Annotated in this window: 17 protein-coding genes; 3 read left to right on the forward strand and 14 right to left on the reverse strand. The window is 70.1% G+C overall.

Annotated features, from left to right (window positions below; genetic code table 11):
• The first annotated feature begins 79 nt into the window (after positions 1–79).
• Together C8E87_RS26965 and C8E87_RS26970 are read left to right on the forward strand one after the other, a co-directional pair.
• Positions 80–535, forward strand: coding sequence for a MarR family winged helix-turn-helix transcriptional regulator (locus C8E87_RS26965; protein ID WP_203720510.1), 456 nt, complete (start codon positions 80–82; stop codon positions 533–535).
• A 264-nt stretch (positions 536–799) separates the two neighbouring features.
• A complete protein-coding gene (locus tag C8E87_RS26970) occupies positions 800–1,027 on the forward strand; it encodes a hypothetical protein (protein WP_133875681.1) in 228 nt (75 codons plus the stop codon).
• Positions 1,028–1,193: 166 nt separating this feature from the next.
• On the opposite strand, the gene C8E87_RS26975 is transcribed toward C8E87_RS26970, so the two are convergent.
• The 11 genes from C8E87_RS26975 to C8E87_RS27020 are packed head-to-tail and all read right to left on the reverse strand — an operon-like array spanning position 1,194 to position 13,325.
• Entirely contained in the window at positions 1,194–2,198 is a 1,005-nt protein-coding gene (locus tag C8E87_RS26975) for a GNAT family N-acetyltransferase (protein ID WP_133875682.1), read from the reverse strand.
• A 2-nt stretch (positions 2,199–2,200) separates the two neighbouring features.
• The gene (locus C8E87_RS26980) at positions 2,201–3,487 is read right to left on the reverse strand and encodes an FAD-dependent monooxygenase (RefSeq protein ID WP_133875683.1); all 1,287 of its coding nucleotides are present in this window, start codon (positions 3,485–3,487) and stop codon (positions 2,201–2,203) included.
• Between the two features lie 8 nt (positions 3,488–3,495).
• Complete coding sequence (locus C8E87_RS26985; RefSeq protein WP_133875684.1) at positions 3,496–4,509, reverse strand: GNAT family N-acetyltransferase; 1,014 nt, start codon at positions 4,507–4,509, stop codon at positions 3,496–3,498.
• On the reverse strand, positions 4,506–5,630 hold the full coding sequence (locus C8E87_RS26990) for a hypothetical protein (protein ID WP_133875685.1): 1,125 nt from the start codon (positions 5,628–5,630) through the stop codon (positions 4,506–4,508). Before C8E87_RS26990 ends, C8E87_RS26985 begins: the two co-directional genes overlap by 4 nt.
• Complete coding sequence (locus C8E87_RS26995) at positions 5,627–6,820, reverse strand: O-antigen ligase family protein (RefSeq protein WP_133875686.1); 1,194 nt, start codon at positions 6,818–6,820, stop codon at positions 5,627–5,629. Before C8E87_RS26995 ends, C8E87_RS26990 begins: the two co-directional genes overlap by 4 nt.
• Positions 6,817–8,073, reverse strand: a complete 1,257-nt coding sequence (locus tag C8E87_RS27000) for a lipopolysaccharide biosynthesis protein (RefSeq protein ID WP_133875687.1) — start codon at positions 8,071–8,073, stop codon at positions 6,817–6,819. Before C8E87_RS27000 ends, C8E87_RS26995 begins: the two co-directional genes overlap by 4 nt.
• The gene (locus C8E87_RS27005) at positions 8,066–10,108 is read right to left on the reverse strand and encodes a tyrosine-protein kinase domain-containing protein (RefSeq protein ID WP_133875688.1); all 2,043 of its coding nucleotides are present in this window, start codon (positions 10,106–10,108) and stop codon (positions 8,066–8,068) included. The genes C8E87_RS27000 and C8E87_RS27005 overlap by 8 nt, the downstream gene beginning before the upstream one ends.
• Positions 10,109–10,111: 3 nt before the next feature.
• On the reverse strand, positions 10,112–11,416 hold the full coding sequence (locus C8E87_RS27010) for a glycosyltransferase family 4 protein (protein ID WP_133875689.1): 1,305 nt from the start codon (positions 11,414–11,416) through the stop codon (positions 10,112–10,114).
• A gap of 4 nt (positions 11,417–11,420) precedes the next feature.
• Positions 11,421–11,801, reverse strand: a complete 381-nt coding sequence (locus C8E87_RS46440; protein ID WP_279536863.1) for a DegT/DnrJ/EryC1/StrS family aminotransferase — start codon at positions 11,799–11,801, stop codon at positions 11,421–11,423.
• Positions 11,798–12,562 carry an aminotransferase class I/II-fold pyridoxal phosphate-dependent enzyme gene (locus tag C8E87_RS27015; RefSeq protein WP_279536864.1) on the reverse strand — a complete coding sequence of 255 codons (765 nt, stop codon included), beginning with the start codon at positions 12,560–12,562 and terminating at the stop codon, positions 11,798–11,800. The genes C8E87_RS46440 and C8E87_RS27015 overlap by 4 nt, the downstream gene beginning before the upstream one ends.
• On the reverse strand, positions 12,555–13,325 hold the full coding sequence (locus C8E87_RS27020) for a polysaccharide deacetylase family protein (RefSeq protein ID WP_133875690.1): 771 nt from the start codon (positions 13,323–13,325) through the stop codon (positions 12,555–12,557). The genes C8E87_RS27015 and C8E87_RS27020 overlap by 8 nt, the downstream gene beginning before the upstream one ends.
• 191 nt (positions 13,326–13,516) lie before the next feature.
• On the opposite strand from C8E87_RS27020, the gene C8E87_RS27025 reads away from it, so the two are divergent.
• The gene (locus tag C8E87_RS27025; RefSeq protein WP_133875691.1) at positions 13,517–14,527 is read left to right on the forward strand and encodes a lipid II:glycine glycyltransferase FemX; all 1,011 of its coding nucleotides are present in this window, start codon (positions 13,517–13,519) and stop codon (positions 14,525–14,527) included.
• A 429-nt stretch (positions 14,528–14,956) separates the two neighbouring features.
• Here the strand turns inward: C8E87_RS27025 and C8E87_RS27030 are convergent, their stop codons facing one another.
• From C8E87_RS27030 to C8E87_RS27040, 3 genes are all read right to left on the reverse strand, one after another.
• Positions 14,957–15,535: a DUF6036 family nucleotidyltransferase gene (locus C8E87_RS27030; protein ID WP_133875692.1), complete on the reverse strand. Its 579-nt coding sequence runs from the start codon at positions 15,533–15,535 to the stop codon at positions 14,957–14,959.
• The gene (locus tag C8E87_RS27035) at positions 15,532–16,038 is read right to left on the reverse strand and encodes a helix-turn-helix domain-containing protein (RefSeq protein ID WP_133875693.1); all 507 of its coding nucleotides are present in this window, start codon (positions 16,036–16,038) and stop codon (positions 15,532–15,534) included. The genes C8E87_RS27030 and C8E87_RS27035 overlap by 4 nt, the downstream gene beginning before the upstream one ends.
• 155 nt (positions 16,039–16,193) lie before the next feature.
• Positions 16,194–17,243 (reverse strand): LacI family DNA-binding transcriptional regulator, encoded by a 1,050-nt coding sequence (locus C8E87_RS27040; RefSeq protein WP_133875694.1) that lies wholly within the window; start codon positions 17,241–17,243, stop codon positions 16,194–16,196.
• Positions 17,244–17,360 lie beyond the last annotated feature (117 nt).

Raw genomic sequence — 17,360 nt, forward strand, 5'->3', positions numbered from 1 at the left:
AATCCCTTCGCCGGACGAGAACTAGTACGAGTATGGTACTAATATCTGGTCTTGATCGGGACTACCCGGAAGGTGCGGGGTGGAACGCGAGATCGCGTCCGGCTGGTTGATGTTCATCGGTTTCCGGGCCGCCGAGGACCGCATCCTCGCCGCGCTGGCCGAGGCGGGCTACACGGACCTGACCCGGGCCCAGGCCCGCCTGCTGGCCGGCATCGACCTGGAGGGCACGCGGCTGGTTGTGCTGGCCGACCGCGCCCGGATTCCCAAGCAAACCGCTCTCGCCCTGGTCAACGGCCTTGAGGCGGCAGGTTACGTGGAGCGGGCGCCGGATCCCACCGACGGGCGAGCACGACTGATCCGGCTGACGGCACGCGGCCGGGGCGGGCTGCCCGTCGCCATGGCCGAGGAAGCACGGATCGAGGCCGACTGGCAGGCCGTCCTGGGCGCCCGCCGCATGCGGGCGCTCCGCGAGGCGCTGTGGGATCTGGCGCTGAACGTCGATCCGCAGCTGCAGCCGCCCGAAGGTGGGCAGTGAGAAAGCACGCCACGTCCGATATGGAGGATGCGTAAATCGGGTGGGCGTTCCCGGGGCGCGCTGTTAACGTCGGCGGCGGGACTGCGGGTCCGCGCACGAAGGGGGATGGGCCGTTGTACCGCTGCTGACAACGTCGACCGCGCGGCATTTGCCGCGCCGGGCGTCACGCACTGACCGGCGAGCGTGGGGATTGACCCTCGCGTGGGTCGTCGTGCGCGGACAACCTTCGCGGAGCGTTGCCTCCGCTCGGAACTGTCGCAGCAGATGGGTACCTCAGCAGTGATCGCTTTTGAGTCAGCACGCAGCTACGCCTGGAACGGCGCGTGGATCCTCCGGAGAACGGCGTTCGACTTCCCGAAGCCCCGGCCGCTGCCCGCTCCCCGCCGCCGGATCTGGCAGCGGGACTTCAGCCGGGCCGGTGAGATGAGAACCCCGGTCCGCCGCCAGTGGGCCCGTTCCGCCCGCCGCGACTACCGCCGCCGCTGGCGATAGGGAACAGGGACTACCGCCTGGCGTGCGGTAGGCCTCGGAGGGCGATGACGGGCACGCCGGCATCGTACGTGCCCGCCGGGGCGGGCCGGCGGGCACAGCGTACGGGAATCAGCGGTGTGCGGCGTGGAAAACAGCGGCGTGCGGACAACATCGGCGTACGGGGAGATCAGCGGTAGGGCGGGAACCGGCCGGTCATCGATTCCGGTGTCAAAGGGCCGGCCAGCTTCTCGAAGTTGCAGCGGTCGATGACCACCCGCCAGGTGTGGAACTGCCGGCGGCCGGAAGCGAACTGGGACTTGTAGCGGAACAGCGAGTCGGCCGAGCCGCCCACGCCCCCACCCAGGTGGTAGGTCGTGTTGCCGCGGGCGCGGCCCCACAGGCGTACCTCGTGGTAGAGCAGCTTGTCGGCGTACAGCACCGGGCCGTCGGCGGTGGACTGCAGGTGGGTGTGCATCATGCCGGCGTACTCGAAGAACAGGTTGCCGCCCAGAATCCGGCCGTCGGCCACGGCCACGGCGAGGTGGACATGGCCGTCGAGCGCGGCGCGGAGGCTGTGGAAGTGGTCGGCGCCGAAGAAGTAGAAGTCGGTGGCTCCGACGCGGCGCATGGTGGCGTGGTAGGTCTTGATCCAGTCGTCGAACAGGTCCCAGCGGTCGAAGACGATCTCGACGCCGGCCCGCTTGGCCTTGTTGATCTGGTTGCGGTGGCTGCGGTGGGTCTGGGACCACAGTTCGTCGGGGCTCAGGGTCAGGTCGATCGACACGGTCTCGCCGTGGTGCACCAGCGTGCCCGAATCGGCCAGTGCCTCTTGGCAGCCGGGGATCAGCGGATGGAGCCGCGCGAAGGCGGTGATCACCCCCTCGGCGGCGAGCAGGTCGGTCATCGCGGCGGCCGCGCGCGACCAGAAAGCAGCGTCCTGGCTGCCCACGGGGCCTGGGTACCCGTACGGGGAAATCGCGTCCTGAAGGTCGGTGTCGGGCACCGGCCGTAACAGCAGGGGAAGCAAGAAGACGCGTCCCGCCTCGTCGTAGCGGTAGGCCGTCGCAGTGGCGCCGGTCAGGCCGGCGTCGAGCCGCACGTACTCGGGGATGTGGTAGATGTCGTGCCGGACCCGGTCGAGCGCCTCCGTCCATGCCGGGTCCTGGGGTGACAGCAGTGCGGCATCGGCCATGGTCAACCTCCGGTGAGTTGGGGGATCCGGGGTTCGGCAGCGGGGCGGCGCCGGGCCCGGTTCCGTCGGCGGGCGTTCAGGGCCGAGCGCAGCATCGCCCTCGGCACCGAGCGCTGGGTGCTCACGTGCAGCAGGTACCGCCACAATGGATACTCGCCGCGGCGGTCGGACAACGCGTACGAGAAGCGGATCGACGGCAGATCCGCGTATTCGGGCATCCGCTCGAACCATTCGCTGCTGGCGCGGGCGGCCCGTTGCAGCGGCGCGAGCGCGGCGCGGCGGCGATGTTCGTAGCGTTCCAGGGCGGGGGCGAGGGGTCCCCCTGTGGTGAGGCTGTCAGCCAGCTCCATCGCGTCCTGCATGGCGAGTTTGGTGCCGGATCCGATGGCGAAATGGGTGGTGTGCGCGGCGTCGCCCATCAGCACCACGTTGCCGTTGTCCCAGCGCTGGTTGGTGACGCGGCGGAAGTTCAGCCAGCCGCTCGAGCGATTGATCAGCGGCTGCCCGTCGAGGTGCGCGGCGAAGATGCTTTCCAGCCGCGCGCAGCCGGCCGCGGCGTCGAGCCGGTCGAGTTCGAGCGCCGACCAGACGGCGGGCGTGCATTCGACGATGAACGTGCTGGTCTCGTCGTCGAACGGGTAGGCGTGGTACCAGATCCAGCCGGCGTGCGTCTTTTCGAAGCCGAACGTGAACGTGCGGAAGACGTGCGGGGTGCCGAGCCAGATGTACTTGTTGGCGCCGGTCGAGATCTCGGTGCCGAAGTGGGCGGCGTCGGCGTTGCGCAGCTGACTGCCCGCCCCGTCACAGGCAACGATCAGGTCCGCGTCCGCCAGCTCGGCGTTCCGCGCCCGGCCGCCCGGCAAATCGGAAATGTCGCTATGGGGAAGGGTGGGTGGCGTAGGGGCATGCCGGTGGCGCACAGGGTGGCTGACGGGCTCGGAGTAGCGCACGTCGACGCCCAGTTCTTCGGCACGCTCCGACAGGATCGCGAGCAGTCTGTGGCGGCCCAGGCTGAAGCCGTACCCCGCCAGGTACGTCACGTCCTTGCCGGTGGCCCGCACCTCGTACTCGTCCCACTGGCAGGCCGCTTCCCAGATCCGCCGCGCGCTGACCGGGTCGTACGCGAAAAGGTCGTCCAACAGGTCGTCCCAGAAGACCACCCCCCACCCGTACGTGACCCCCGGCGGGTTTCGTTCCAGCACGGTGACCGAGCGCGCGGGGTCGGCCAGCTTGGCCAGCACCGCGAAGTACAGTCCGGCGGGCCCACCGCCGACACAGGTGATCCGCATGGCGTCTCCTAACGGTAGGACGGGAACGTGCCGCCCTCATCGGTCTCCCGGCCCAGGGCGAAGACCAGTTCCTCGTACGCGGGCCGGTCCGCGACGATGCGCCAGGTGTGGAACGGATGCTCCCGGGGCGAGAACCCGGCCTTGTACGTGAACAGCGAGTCCCGCGCCCCGCCCTTGCCCCCGCCGAGGTGGAAGACGGTGTCGCCGCGCGCCTTGCACCAGCGCCGCACCTCGTCGTAGAGCAGCTCGTCGGCGTACCGCTTGGGCGCCCGCCGCGTCGAGGACACGTAACCCGTGGCGATGCCGTGGTGCTCGAAGAACGTGTTGCCGCCAACCACCTCGCCGTCCTCGAGCGCGACGGCCAGGTGCATCCGGTCGCCCATCGCGTCGTGCATGGCCGCCAGGTGTTCGCGGGTGAAGAAGTAGTACTCGCTCGCCCCGACCCGGCGCATGTTGTCGTGGTAGACCTCGACCCATTCGCCGAGCCGGTCCCAGTCGTCGAAGACCACCTCGGTGCCGGCCCGCCGCGCCCGGTTGATGTGGTTGCGGTGGTCGCTGCGGGTCTGCCGCCACATCTCGTCGACGCTGAGCGTGAGGTCCATCGAGACGGTCTCGCCGTGGTGCACGAGCGTGCCGAAGCGGCGGAGAAGTTCGTACGGGGCCGGCAGCAGCGGGTGCATGCGGACGAACGCGGTGACCACCCCTTCATCGCGGAGTGTCTGCAGCATCGCGACGCAGGCGCGCTCCCAGAAGTCACGGTCGCCCGGCATGGCGTCGCTGACCGGCCCCGGATACCCGTACGGGGAAAGGGCGTCTCTCAGCCCGGTGCCGGGGATCTCGCGCAGGATCAGGGGCAGCAGCAGGTGCCGGCCGCCGTCGGTGTACCAGAAGGCGGCCGGGGTGCCGGAGCACAACGCCGCGTCCAGGGTGACGTATCCGGGCAGGTGGTAGGTGTCGTGCCGGGTCCGGTGCAGGGCCTCCTTCCATTCCCGGGCGGCGGGTCCCACGAGGGCTGCGGTCATCTTGGTTCTCCTTGAAAGCGGGCGTTGAGCGCCATGTTGGCGGCGAACTGGTCGTTGACGACCTGGTGACTTTCGAGCCGTTGCTGCACTGCCGCGTCGTGGCGGCCGAGCTTGACGAAACCGTCGGAGAACCAGCCGTTGTCGGCCCCGGTTCCGTCCACAAAGGCCCGATAGGTGGTGCTCCCGGGCCAGACGACCCGGGTCAGCAGCCGGGAGAAAGCTGCCATGTCGGCCTTCGTCCAGGTGGCGCCGCGGTCGCGGGCCTCCACCACGTACGCCATGACCCCGTTGCCATGGCTGACGTCCTGCCCCGGCCGTTGGGCTGAACCCCACACGTCGCTCCAGAAGTACGCGGTGGGCTCGGCCGGGTTGCGCCGCATCTGCTGCTTGAGCCCGCCGGAGTACCCGGGAACGTGCTGGTCGACGTCGGCGATCACCGTCGTGTACCGCGCCCGGCGGCCGTTGTCGGCGGTGCAGCGGGCCAGGTTGAGCGCGATCAGCCCCCAGTGCGCGGTCATGTGGGTGCGTTCGCGATAGATGGTTTCGCCGGGCCCGCGAGAGAACCACTTCTCGAAGACGTGTTTCTCGGCGAACGACAGCAGCCGGTCGTATCGTGCGCGGTAACCCCGGTCGGCGTACGCGGAGGGGTTTTCGCGGAGGGCGAGCAGCAGCGCTGTCCCGTACCGCCAGAAGTAGCTCTCGTAGAGCGGCACCTCGTCGCCGTCCTGCCGCGCCGAGACCCACCCGAGGTAGCCGCCGCGGCGGGGGCGGGCCGCGGCGACGACGTTCTCGGTGTACTGCAGGGCCCGATCGAGGTAGCGCCGCTCGCCGGTGGCCCGGAACATCGCCACCAGCGCGTCCACCGTGTACGAGACGTTGTAGTGGTCCCAGCTGTCCGCCGACCGGGTCATCGGCAGAGCCGTACGGGTCTGGTAGTCCCACGACCGCAGGAAGACCCCGGCCCAGTAGCTGACCGGTTTGAGCCCGGCCACCGGCCCGTCCGGCTCGGCCGGCAGCGGGCTGAGCGCGCCGGACACGTCGTCCCCGCCGGCGTCGCACGCCGCCGCCACCGAACCGAGTCCGGCCAGCAGCAAGGCCCGCCGGCCCACCCGGGGGTTCACGCGTTCACCTGCTCGTGGTCCCGGGCCGGGGCGGGCACCACCGCGGCCGCGGCCGCCAGCGCGGCGAACAACCACGCCAGCCGGGAGTCGTAGTAGTCACCGGAGAACAGGCTGCTCAACCCCACAAAGGCGGCCGCCGCCACGGCCAGGCCGGTGAGCTGCGGCCGGCGCCCGCCCCCGCGTACGGTGGTGGTCCACAACAGCACGGCCGCGGTGAGCAACCCGATGCCGATCAGCCCGCCCTCGGCCGCCACCCCCAGCACGTAGTTGTGCGGGTACTCGACGAACTGGTTGACGCCGACCAGCCCGTAGAAGCCGTCCAGCCCGGCCCCGGCGATCGGGTGGTCGACCGCGAGTTGCCAGGCCGCGGCCCAGATGTCCGTACGGTCGGAGAGGTAACGTTCCTGCACGGTCTGCTCGACGAACCGCTCCTGGAACAGGCTGGTGAAGGCGGGCGGCGCGAACACCCCGATGGTGGCGACCGCGGCCACCACGAAGACCAGCGCGCCGGCGACCGCGCCCGGATGCAACCGGCGGCGGATCTTGAACAGCGCGACGGCCCCCACTGCCGCGCCCGCGAGCAGGCCGGCGCGCGAGCCGGAAAGCACCGCGGCCAGGCCGAACAGGGGAGTGGCGAGCAGCGGCCACAGGCGCCGGTGGAACATGGCCAGGGCGATCGCGCTGATGATGCCGAGGATCTCGATGCGTACGAAGACGTTGGGGCCGCCGCCGAACGCCGAGTACCGGCCCTGTTCGCCGGGGCCGTTGACGAACAGGGCGGCCAGCGCGAACACGATCGCGGCCAGGTAGAACAGCAGGAACGCCGTACGCACCACCTTCTCGGGGTCACCCACGGCGTACAGGTAGAAGGCGACGACCAGCGCTGCCAGCAGCAGCAGGTCGACCGTCTGCGGCCCGACCCGCGAGGCCTCCGGCGCCCACAACCCCGAGGCGATCTGGAACAGGAAGAACAGCACGGTGGCGACGAGCCAGCCCTCCCGCCGCTCAGTGGCGACCGCCGTGCGGGGCCGGCGCGCGAGGTCGACGATCAGCACGGCCAGCGCCACCAGCAACCCGATCACCCGCAGGTCGACCCAGGCCAGGTCGGGGTATCCGGCCCGGTCGAGCGTGAACCGGCCGCCGATCGCCACCAGGATCAGCACCAGGCCCGGCGCCAGGAAGACGGTCATGCCCGGTCACCCGTCAGCCGGTTGGCGGCCAGCGCGAACAGCAGGCACGAGCCGTACCCGATCAGCGAACCGTAGGCCGCGCCGAGGATGCCGAACGGCGGGATCAGCAGCAGGTACGCGGCGAAGCTGACGACGAAACCGGTGATCTCGGCCGCCGACACCAGGCTGCCGCGGCCCTTGGCGATCAGCAGGCCGAGCGTGACGCGCGAGATCGCGTACAGGCCGGCGGCGGCCACCAGCGGCACCACGACCGACTTGGCCTGGGCGTACTCGTGGCCGAAGACCGGGACGATGAGCAGATAGAGACCACCCGCCGCGATCGGCGCCACGACCAGGCAGTACGCGGCCACCGCGAGCAGGATGGGCCGGGTCGGCAGGCCGCCGTCGTTGTGCTCCTTGCGCCACTTGCCGAGCTTCGCGTCCGCGTACGCCCGCACCGGCCAGGCCAGCAGCTCGGTCATCGTGGCCACGGCGGTGTAGATGCCGAGCGCCGACGTCGACGCCAGCGCGGGCAGGGCCAGCCGGTCCGACCGCAGCATGGCCATGTTCGAGATCGCCGCGGGGAACAGCGAAAGACCTTCCCTCCGTACGGCCCGGTTGTGATCGGCCAGCGGCGCGCCCGGGCGTCGCAGCCAGAGGACGACGTAGACGGCCGTCGGCACCAGCCCGGCGATCAGGTACGCCACGATCCACAGCGCCGGCGTGGTGGTGTTCGCCGTGTAGAGAACCGCGAGCAGGGCCAGCAGCAGGAACGCCTCGACCACCCGGCAGACCAGGAAGTCGCCCACCCGCCCGGCCGCGATCGCGATCGAGCGCGTCGCCAGCCCGGCCACCTCGACCAGCGTGTACGCCGCGATCAGCCCGACCACGAGCAGCCCCGGGTTGTAGTGGTCGGGCGCCACGACCTCGAAGCCCGCCATCAGCACCAGCCCCACCAGGCAAGGCACGATCAAGAGCTTCCCGTACGCCTTGACGGCGGCCCCCGGAGCAGCCTCGTGATACGTCGCCACGAAGCTGCGTTCGGTGCCCAGCAACATGAACTGCGTCGACAGATAGACCACCTGCAGCATCAGCGCGACCTCACCCCGATGCGCCGGGGCCAGGGCCCGCACCATCAGGATGTTGGCGACGAAGGCCACGCCCCCGGTGAGCAACTGCGCTGCGAAAAGCTGCACGTACGATTCCCGCAGCTGCGCGCCCGCCCACGCTGCCGGTCCGGGTCGCCGGGGCGGGGCGAGCTGCAGCTCACTCATCCTCGTCGCCTTGCCGGGTCTCCTCGGCGTCCTGCTCCGTCACCGTCGCTTGCCCCCGTACGACGGACTTGCCGTGCCCGTTCAGCGACACCGCCTCGCCGTTGACCGCCGCCATCACCTTCTCGGGCGGGATGATCACCTGAGTCCGCGCCGAGTCGTCGTCGGCGCCCGCACGGGGCTGAGGCGGCACGATGCGCTGCGTCTCCCCGCCCTCATCCGCCCGCCCTGGACCCTTCTCTGTCCGTACCGCGCCCTGATCCGCGCGCCGCGGGCCCTGGTCCGTACGCCCTTGGTTCTCCGGCCGTTCCAGGGTGGCTGCCGGGTGCGGGTCCTTGTGCGGCTGCCGGGGCGTGATCACCGAGTGCCGCACGTCGACGGTTGCCACGGCGTCGGAGACGCGGGCCCGGCCGCTGACCGGGTTCGGCGGGGGTGGCGGCTCCTCGGGCTCCCCCAGCAGCGTGTTGATCAGTCCCGGGCTGCCCATGGAGAACGCCGGGCGCGAGGGTCCCGGGGCGGGAGTGTCCGGCAGCCGTCGCGGCAGGGCGTTGAGCACCGCGCCGACCAGCTGGGAGCCGACCCGTTCGAGCAGGTCGGCCGAGCGCCGCACGTCGGCGGCGCGGGTACGCCCGGCCCGCACCACGAGCAGCGCGCCGTCGGTCACCTTGCCCAGCACGGCGGCGTCGGCCACCCCGTGCACCGGCGGTGCGTCCACGATGACGATGTCGAACCGTGCGGTCAGTTCGCGCAGGGTCGCCGCCAGCCGGGGCGACGCCAGCACCTCGCCCGGGTCGGCCCGCTTCTCGCCCGGCGGCAGCACGGTGAGCCGCCCGCCGAGTGGGTCGCGCAGCACGTCGTTCACGTGGATCCGCCCGGCCAGCACCTCGGCCAGCCCCGGCCCACCTGTCATCGACATGTAACGGCCCACCCCGGGCGAGCGCAGGTTGGCATCGACGAGCAGCACCCGCGCCCCCGTCTCGGCCATCGCCAAAGCCAGCCCGCACGACACCGCGGTCGTCCCCTCCTTGGGTCCCGCCGCGGTAATCATCAGCGAGGCACCCCGGCCCCCAGCCGCGTCCGCACCGCCAATGCCTGCGCTGCTCATGCCTGCGCCGCCCATGCCTGTGCCATTCATGCCCGTGCCGGCCGCGCCCGTGCCGTACATGCCCGTGCCGGCCGCGCCCGCGCCGCTCACGCCTGTGCCGCCCGCGCCGCTTATGCCCACGCCGCCTATGCCCGCGCCCGTACCGCTCGTGCCTGTGCCGCTCGTGCCTGTGCCGCCCGCGCCGCTCATGCCCGCGCGGCCGGCGGTCAAGTCGGACGGCAGCAGGCTGCGCAACCGCCGGAACGCCTCGGCCAGCGCCGAGTCCGCCTGTTCCGACCGTCCCCACCGGCCACCGAGTGAGATCACCCCCACCGCGCCGATGCCGAGCCGGCGCAGGTCTTCCTCCTCGGTGACCGTCTTGCGGGCCGCCTCGCGGGCCGCCACCCCGACCCCACCCACAAGGAGTCCGAGCACGGCCGAGAAACCCACATCGCGAACCAGATTGCCCGGCTCGGCCACGGTGACCGCCTCCTGGGCCACGGTGATCTGCGGCGGGGGTCCGTCACCGCCCGCGGCGCCCGGCGGGTCCAGCCTCTTGGCCAGCGCGACCAGCGCCGCCGTGGCGTTGGTGACCATCGAGCGGCTGCGCTCGGCCGACGAGTCCCGGGCCGTCACGACCAGCAGGTCCGTACCCGCCTGCACCTCGGCCGACAGGCTCTTGCGTACCTCCTCGACGGTGGCCGGCGGCTTGAGCTTGGCCACCACGGTCTGCGCCACCCGCGGTCCGGTGAGCAGCGCGATGTACGAGTTGAGCCGGGTCGCCTTGGTGTCCGGGTCGCTCGATCCGGTGCTGACGAACAGGACCATCGACGACCGGTACGCCGGTTCCCGGGTCAACGACATTCCGGCCGCGACCCCGGCCGCCAGCAACACCGGCACGACGAGCCAGACCCATCGACGGCGGCACGCCCTTACGTACTCGCGCAGTTCCACGCCCTACGCCCCTTCAGCCGTGGTCTCGGCCGCTCGGCCGGAGGTTGCTGTCTCGCCCGTCCGGCTGGAGGCTGTCTCGCCCGTCCGGCTGGAGGCCGCTGTCTCGGCCGCCCGGTCGAGGACCGCGGCGAACCGGTCGAAGAGCAGGTCCCGCGAGAACTGCTCGACCGCGAGCTTGTGCGCCGCGATGCGGGCCTGCGCCAGCCACGACTCGTCACGGCAGCGGCGTGCCAGCAACGAACCCGCCGCGTCGGTGTCGACGGGGTCGAGCACCAGCCCCGCGCCGGTCTCGTCGAGCAGGTCGGCCTGCCACCCGCCGTAGTTGATGGCGATCGGCCGTCCCGCTGCCAGCGCGTCGAAGAACTTGTTGGCCGAGTTCTCCCACAGCGCCCGGATCGGCCGTACAAAACTGCTCGACATCGTCGCGGCGCCCAGGATCACCGGCAGTTCCGACTTGGGCACCTTTTCCCACATCCGTACGGTGTCGTCGAGCAGACCCAGCTCGGCCGCGAGCCGCTTGGTGGGCTCCCACTCCTTGCCGTGCCCGACGATCAGCACCCGGATGCCGGGGTCGAGCTCACGCATGCGCTTGGCGGCCCGTACGAGATAATCGACGCCGTTGACCGCGCCCAGTGCTCCGGTGTAGACGATCAGCGGCCGCTCACCCAGCCACTCGTGCTTCCGGCGGAACCGTTGCACCGCCTCGGGGTCGACGTCGAAGAGCTCCATGTCGGCCGCGTTCGGGACAACCGTCGTACGGGTGGACGGTCTTCTCCTCGTGACACCGGCCGCCATGCCGGGGGAGAGCGCGACGACCTCGCTCGCGTTGCGGTAGGCGAAGTTGGCCAGGGCGCCGGCCGCTGCCCGGGCGAGGGGGTTGCGCAGGGCGCCCATCTCGATCGGCACCTCGGGCCACAGGTCGCGCACCTCGAACACGAACGGCGCCCGGCGCAGCTTCGCGGCCAGCACGCCCGGCACGGCGACGGTGAGGGGGGTGCTGGTGGCGAAGACGAGGTCGGCCCTCAGCCGTGCCGCCCGCGCGGTCGCCACGACCATGAACTGGGCGAACGCGCGGATCCTGCGGGCGTACGACATTGAGTTGTTGTAGGGGATCGAGAACCAGTGCACCCGTACGCCGTCGTCCTCGGTCTGCCGCCAGCCGAGCCTGGTGTTCGTGCCGGTGATGTCGGTGGTGATCACGTCGACGGTGTGTCCCCGGGCGACCAGGCGGCGGGCCTGCTCGTACGAGCGGATGCCCCCGGCCATGCCCGGATTGCAGTAGTACTGGTGGATGTAGACGATGTGCATCCCGCTACCCTTCGTGCTCGGCGGCGACCGCGCGGACGGCGGCGGTGACCCGTTCCCGGTCGTGCTCGGTCAGCGCTGAACCGCTCGGCAGGCACAGCCCGCGGCGGAACAGGCCGGCGCAGACCTCCCCGCCGCGCATCACGCAGTCGCGGAAGACCGGTTGCAGGTGCATCGGCTTCCAGGTGGGCCGCGCCTCGATGTCGTGGGCGGCGAGCCGTTCGAGCACCCGGTCGCGGCTCGCGCCGAACCGTTCGGGGTCGATCAGCAGGCAGGTCAGCCACCAGTTCGTTTCCCCGTACGGGGTGAGCGGCATGAACGTCACCCCGGGCAGGTCCCCGAGGGCGGCGCGGTAGTAGCGACCGGTCTCGCGCCGCGCGGCGATCATCGAGTCGAGCCGCTGCAACTGCCCCGGCCGACCGCGGCGAGCAGGTTGCTGAGCCGGTAGTTGTAGCCGACGGAGCGGTGCTCGTAGTGCGGGAACGGCTCGCGGGCCTGGGCCGACAGGTGCCGCGCCTTGCGGGCCACCCCGTCGTCGTCGGTGACGAGCATGCCGCCCCCGCCGGTGGTGATGATCTTGTTGCCGTTGAACGAGAGCACGCCGGCCAACCCGAACGACCCCGCCGGTTTCCCCCCGTACGAGGCTCCGAGCGCCTCGGCCGCGTCCTCGATCAGCGCGACCCCGTACCGGTCGCACGCGTCGACCAGTGGCTCGTAGTCGGCGCACTGTCCGTACATGTCGACGGCGATGACCGCGCGCGGCGGGCGGCCCTTGGCGCAGCGCCGTTTCAGCTCCTCGGCCACCAGCCCCGGGTCGACGTTCCAGCTCTCCGTCGTGCTGTCCAGGAAGACCGGGCGGGCGCCCAGATACATGACGGCGTTCGCGGTCGCGGCGAACGTGAACGACGGAACCAGCACGGTGTCGCCGCGCCGCACGCCGGCCGCCGCCAGCGCCAGGTGCAGGGCCGCCGTGCCGCTGCTCAGCGCGATCGCGTGCCGCACCCCCACGATCTCGGCCAGCTGCGCCTCGAACGCGTCCAGGTCGGGGCCGACCGGCGCGACCCAGTTCGAGTCGAACGCCTCCAGCAGCAGTTTGCGTTCCAGCTCGCCGACGTCGGGCGGGGACAGCCAGATCCTGGTCTCAGTCATGAACCCGTGTCCTCACAGCCCAGAGCGGCCAGGCCGGGTGCAGGCCCTGGCGGTGGATCATCATGGGGGAGTGGCCCGGCTGCATCGCGGGCCGCAGCGTGCTGGCGAAACTCGTGTAGCCGGCCTCCCGGGCCAGCTCGACGTCGCGCCGTCCGAAGTCGACCGCCGGATGCCCGTACGGGGCAGCGAAGTGCCGCACCTCGACGCCGAGCTCGTCCTCGATCTGGCGCCTGGACTGCGTCAGCTCGCGCCGCGCCTCGCCGTCGGACAGGTCGGCCAGCCGCCGATGTGTCGCGGTGTGCGAGCCGAACGCGAACCCGGCCGCCGAGATCGCGCGGCAGTCGTCCCAGCTGAGGTTGCCCGGCTGCCCGACCAGGCCCGTGGTCAGGAAGAACATCGCCGGCACGCCGAGTTCCCGCAGCAGCGGAACGACAACGTCGAGCCAGCTGGCATGCCCGTCGTCGAACGACAAACAGAAGACGGGCCCGTGCAGAGGTTCTGCACCACTCAGAATCGAGAGGCCTTCGTCCCAGCTCACCAGCGGCCCGCGTTTGCGGAAGGCCAGCAGGTGGCGACGCAGATCGTCCGCGTACTCGGGCAGAACGTCGTGGTAGAACGGCGAATAGATCCCCGCCGTGTCGGGCAGCCGCCGGAACGCCCCGGCAGGCGCCAGAATGCGGCCCTGCACACGGGGCCGGGCCCGGAGCTTGCTGCGCAGTCCGAGCTCGTTGAGGCGTCGTTTGATCAAGGTCGAGGACGGCATCGGCACCCTCCGGCTCACTTCGTCCCCATCGACCCTCGCAAAGCACCACCGAACGGCGTCAGTGGCAATTGTCATCAGGTACGTGAATCATCTTCACATCATTTATGACGTGCCGCCCCTGTCCCGCCGTCGCCTTTACCGAATAGCCTCGAGACGTCTGGTTTCGCGCGTCAATTCGCGGAGGGTGGCGCATGCTGCGACTGCACCGGGTGACCCCGACAGCCGACCTGTGGGCCGAACGTGCCACGTACGACGACCGCCTGATCTTCCACACCGAGCCGTGGCTGAACTTCGTCGCCGAAACCCAGAACGCCTCGCCGGTCCTGGCCCGCGTCACCGACGGCGCCGAGACGGTCGGCCACTTCACCGGCCTGCTCACCAAGCGCTTCGGCCTGCGCATACTCGGCAGTCCCATGGCCGGCTGGACAACCTCGTACGGGGGTTTCACCCTGCGCCCCGACGTGCCCCGCCGCGCCGCGCTGCGGGCCCTGATGCCGTACGCCTTCAACGACCTGGGTTGCGCCCACCTCGAGATCCGCGACCGCTTCGCCACGGTGTCCGACCTCGCCGGTCTGGGTTTGCGCTGGGCCGAGGCGCCGACCGCGACAATCTCTTTGCGGCCCACCGAGGAAGCCCTCTTCGCGGCAATGTCGAGCGCCTGCCGCCGCAATATCAGAAAGGCGGAACGCAGCGGAGTGACCATCGAAGAATCTGTCGCCGATCCGACATTCGCCGACGATTTCTACGACCAGTTACGCGACGTTTTCGCCAAACAAAACCTGGTCCCGACCTATCCGATCGACCGCGTCCGCGCCCTGATCCGCCACCTGGCCCCCGCCGGCCGGCTCCTGCTGCTCCGCGCCCGCGACGCCTCCGGCCGCTGCATAGCCACCGCCGTGCTCCCCTGGCACCACCGAACCATGTACTTCTGGGGCGGCGCCAGCTACCGCACCGACCAGCACCTGCGCCCCAACGAACTCCTGATCTGGCACGCCCTGCGCTGGGCCCGTTCCCACGGGCTGACCGAGTTCGACTTCGTCGGCGGCAACGCCTACAAATCCAAGTACGGCACCGTGTCCGTCCCCGTCCCGTGGGCCCGCCGCTCCCGCTCCCCCCTGATCGCCAACCTCCGCGACGCCGCCGCCCAGGGTTTCGCCCTCAAACAACGAACCCTGGCCCGCCTGACAAATGCCCGCGGCTGACGTCCCCGACCACCGGACGTTCACGTCCCGGCCAGCCCTCACAGCTGACCGGCGCGTTTGCGGCACCTGCGGCAGTACGCGCGCGAAGCCGGCTGGGAATGACAGGCCGTGCCGACGTGCCTCCCGAGCGGGTTGCCCACGGCGTGCATGAACCGGTTGGCCGCACCAGGCAGGCATCGGCGCTTTGCGTATAGCGCCCATCCGGCTACGGTCGGCGCTCAACGCCCGATCAGCAGGCCCACGCCTGCAAACGGCGGCCGAGTATCCGGGTCGGCTCGGTGTGCCCCGGCTGCGGGCGGTCCGGGCGGGTGCGCGTGTCAGGGAACGAGATCGGCGAGTTCGCGATCAACCGGACTCAGGCGGACGGCAAGACGTTCGCCTACGACCAGCGACGGCCTGCCCAAACAGCCCTATCCGAACGGCATTGTGTCAGGAGGAGCCCGGCGTGTGGCGTTCGCTTGCCCTCTGTTCCGAGGACGTGTATGTCCTGATCCAACGTTTGAGGCGCTCCATGACCCGTGGGTCGACATCGAGGGTGTCGATGCGGGCTGCGATTGTCGTCGGGTCGATCAGCCCGGTCTCGATCAATGCATTGCTGAAGGCGTGGTCTTTCTCCCGGCCTGCCACCAGTTTGGACACCACGCAGTCGTGTGGGTCGAGTGCGTAGCCTCGTCCGGGTCGGGTGCTCTGCGATTCGACAAGTACCAAGCGGTCACGCCACCCTGGAGGCAGCGTCGCGGTGGAAACGCTGACCCCTTGGGCGTAGTAGCCGTACATCTCGTGGAACGGCGAGAGTTCGCCAATCGCCCCGTCTACCCGATCGGACTTCTGATTGTCCGAGTCGTCGAAGAAGGCCACGTCGACTTCCATGGACGCGGTGGCTTCCAGCGGGAGTAGGTCCTCCGGGATGGCTGCCAAGATCGACTGGCTGCCGATGACGACGACATCGGGGTCGTCTGCGATCTGGCTCGCGGCGCGCAGAACGTGTTCGAGTTGTTCACGCCTCATGCGGCATGCTCCCAACCGCTGTGGGCGAAGGCCTTGAGGACTTGCTGGCGCTGTGGCTGCGAAAGCACTCCGGCAAAGGGGGAGTTCTGTCGTAGCTCCACGGACTCGGGGTCCTCCGAGGTCAGGGTTTTCAGGACTGCGCCGGGCCCGCGAATCAGCCTTTCTCGCCAGCGTGTAAGCCATACCTCGGTCATCGTGCCTTGGTGCTGCGCCAGGAGCCGATCGAGGTTTTCGGTGGCCTTGGCCAGAACCGCGTCCGGATCGGCGACGAGGTTACCGGCGACCGCCTGATGCAGCCACAGCGACTTGAGTTGATCGCGGGTCAGTTCCTGCTGGGGGCGCAGGACCTTCTCGACAGTGATTCGCTCGACCCTGCGGTGCTTGCCGACCATGATGAACGGCAGGTCTCCCCGCTCACAGAGATTCACCACCTGTTGACGCGAGATGCCCAGGATCTTGGCCACCTCGCCGGTGGTCAAGAGCTCAGTGCCGGTCGTGACCATGACTAGAGCCTAAGTCGTAAACGCCAAAAACACAAAGCCGATGCCCTGTGCATGACGGCCCGCTTCCCTCAATCGCCCCCGTTCGAGAGAGCCTGAAGGCTCACGGCGGCTGCCGATGGGGAAGGGGGGCTGGTTTGCAGAAAGTGAAAGAAGTTTCAGGCTGCGGGGGTCGAGGCGGGAAGCTTGCGGTGGGTGGGGGCCTTGGCGGTCGAGTCGCGAACCACCAGCTCGGGCCGGAAAAGGTACTCCGAGTGCGGAGCGCCGTGCCCGTTGATCTCGTCCATCAAGGAGCGGACAGCCGCCACGGCCATGGCGGTCACCGGCTGGCGCAGCGTCGTCAAGGGCGGGTCGGTGAAGGCGATCAACGGTGAGTCGTCGAAGCCGATGACCGAGACGTCCTGCGGGACCGACAACCCACGGCGGCGGGCCGCGCGGATCGCGCCCAGGGCCATCAGGTCGGAGCCGCAGACCAGAGCCGTGGCGCCCTTGGACAGGAGGCGGTCGGCGGCTACCTCGCCGCCCTCCACGCCGAACAGGGTCAGGGAGACGTAGTCGTCGAGGTGGGCGTCGGCGATGCCGAGTTCGCGTTTCATGGCCTGGCGGTAACCGGCCAGCTTGCGCTGGACGGCGATGAACCTGTTGGGGCCCGAGATCATGCCGATGCGTTTGTGGCCGAGCGCCACCAGGTGGGTGACGGCCAGGTCGCCGGCCAGGCGCTCGTCGCAGGAGACGAACGGGGCCTCGATGCCTTCGGCGTAGCCGTTCATCAGGACGATCGGCAGCGGCCTGTCGAGCAGGCGCTGGTAGCGGGCGTGGTCGGCGGTCGTGTCGGCGGACAGGCCCGAGACGAAGACGATTCCAGAGACCTGGCGGTCGAGCAGCATCTCGACGTACTCGTCCTCGGTGACGCCGCCGGGGGACTGGGTGCAGAGGACGGGTGTGTAGCCCTGCTGGGCCAGGGTCGACTCGATCACCTGGGCGAAGGCCGGGAAGATCGGGTTGTCCAGCTCGGGCACGACCAGGCCGACCAGGCCGGCGCTGCGCTTGCGCAGTCTTTCGGGGCGCTCGTAGCCGAGGACGTCGAGAGCGGTGAGCACCGCCTGGCGGGTCTCCTGGGAGACGCCGGGACGGTCGTTGATGACACGCGAGACCGTCGCCTCACTGACCTGGGCCTGACGGGCGATGTCGGCCATCCGTGCACGCATGGCGACAACTCTAGTGCCGCCGTGTTGCCGGTGAGTTCCTGCAAGCTCTTCCATTCACTGCAAGCTCTTGCTAACGTCCCCGCAACAACAACGACACAGGCCGATGTTCGTTGGCCG

Origin of the sequence: Paractinoplanes brasiliensis (genome assembly GCF_004362215.1) — a bacterium.
In the GTDB taxonomy this organism is placed as follows: Bacteria; Actinomycetota; Actinomycetes; order Mycobacteriales; family Micromonosporaceae; genus Actinoplanes; species Actinoplanes brasiliensis.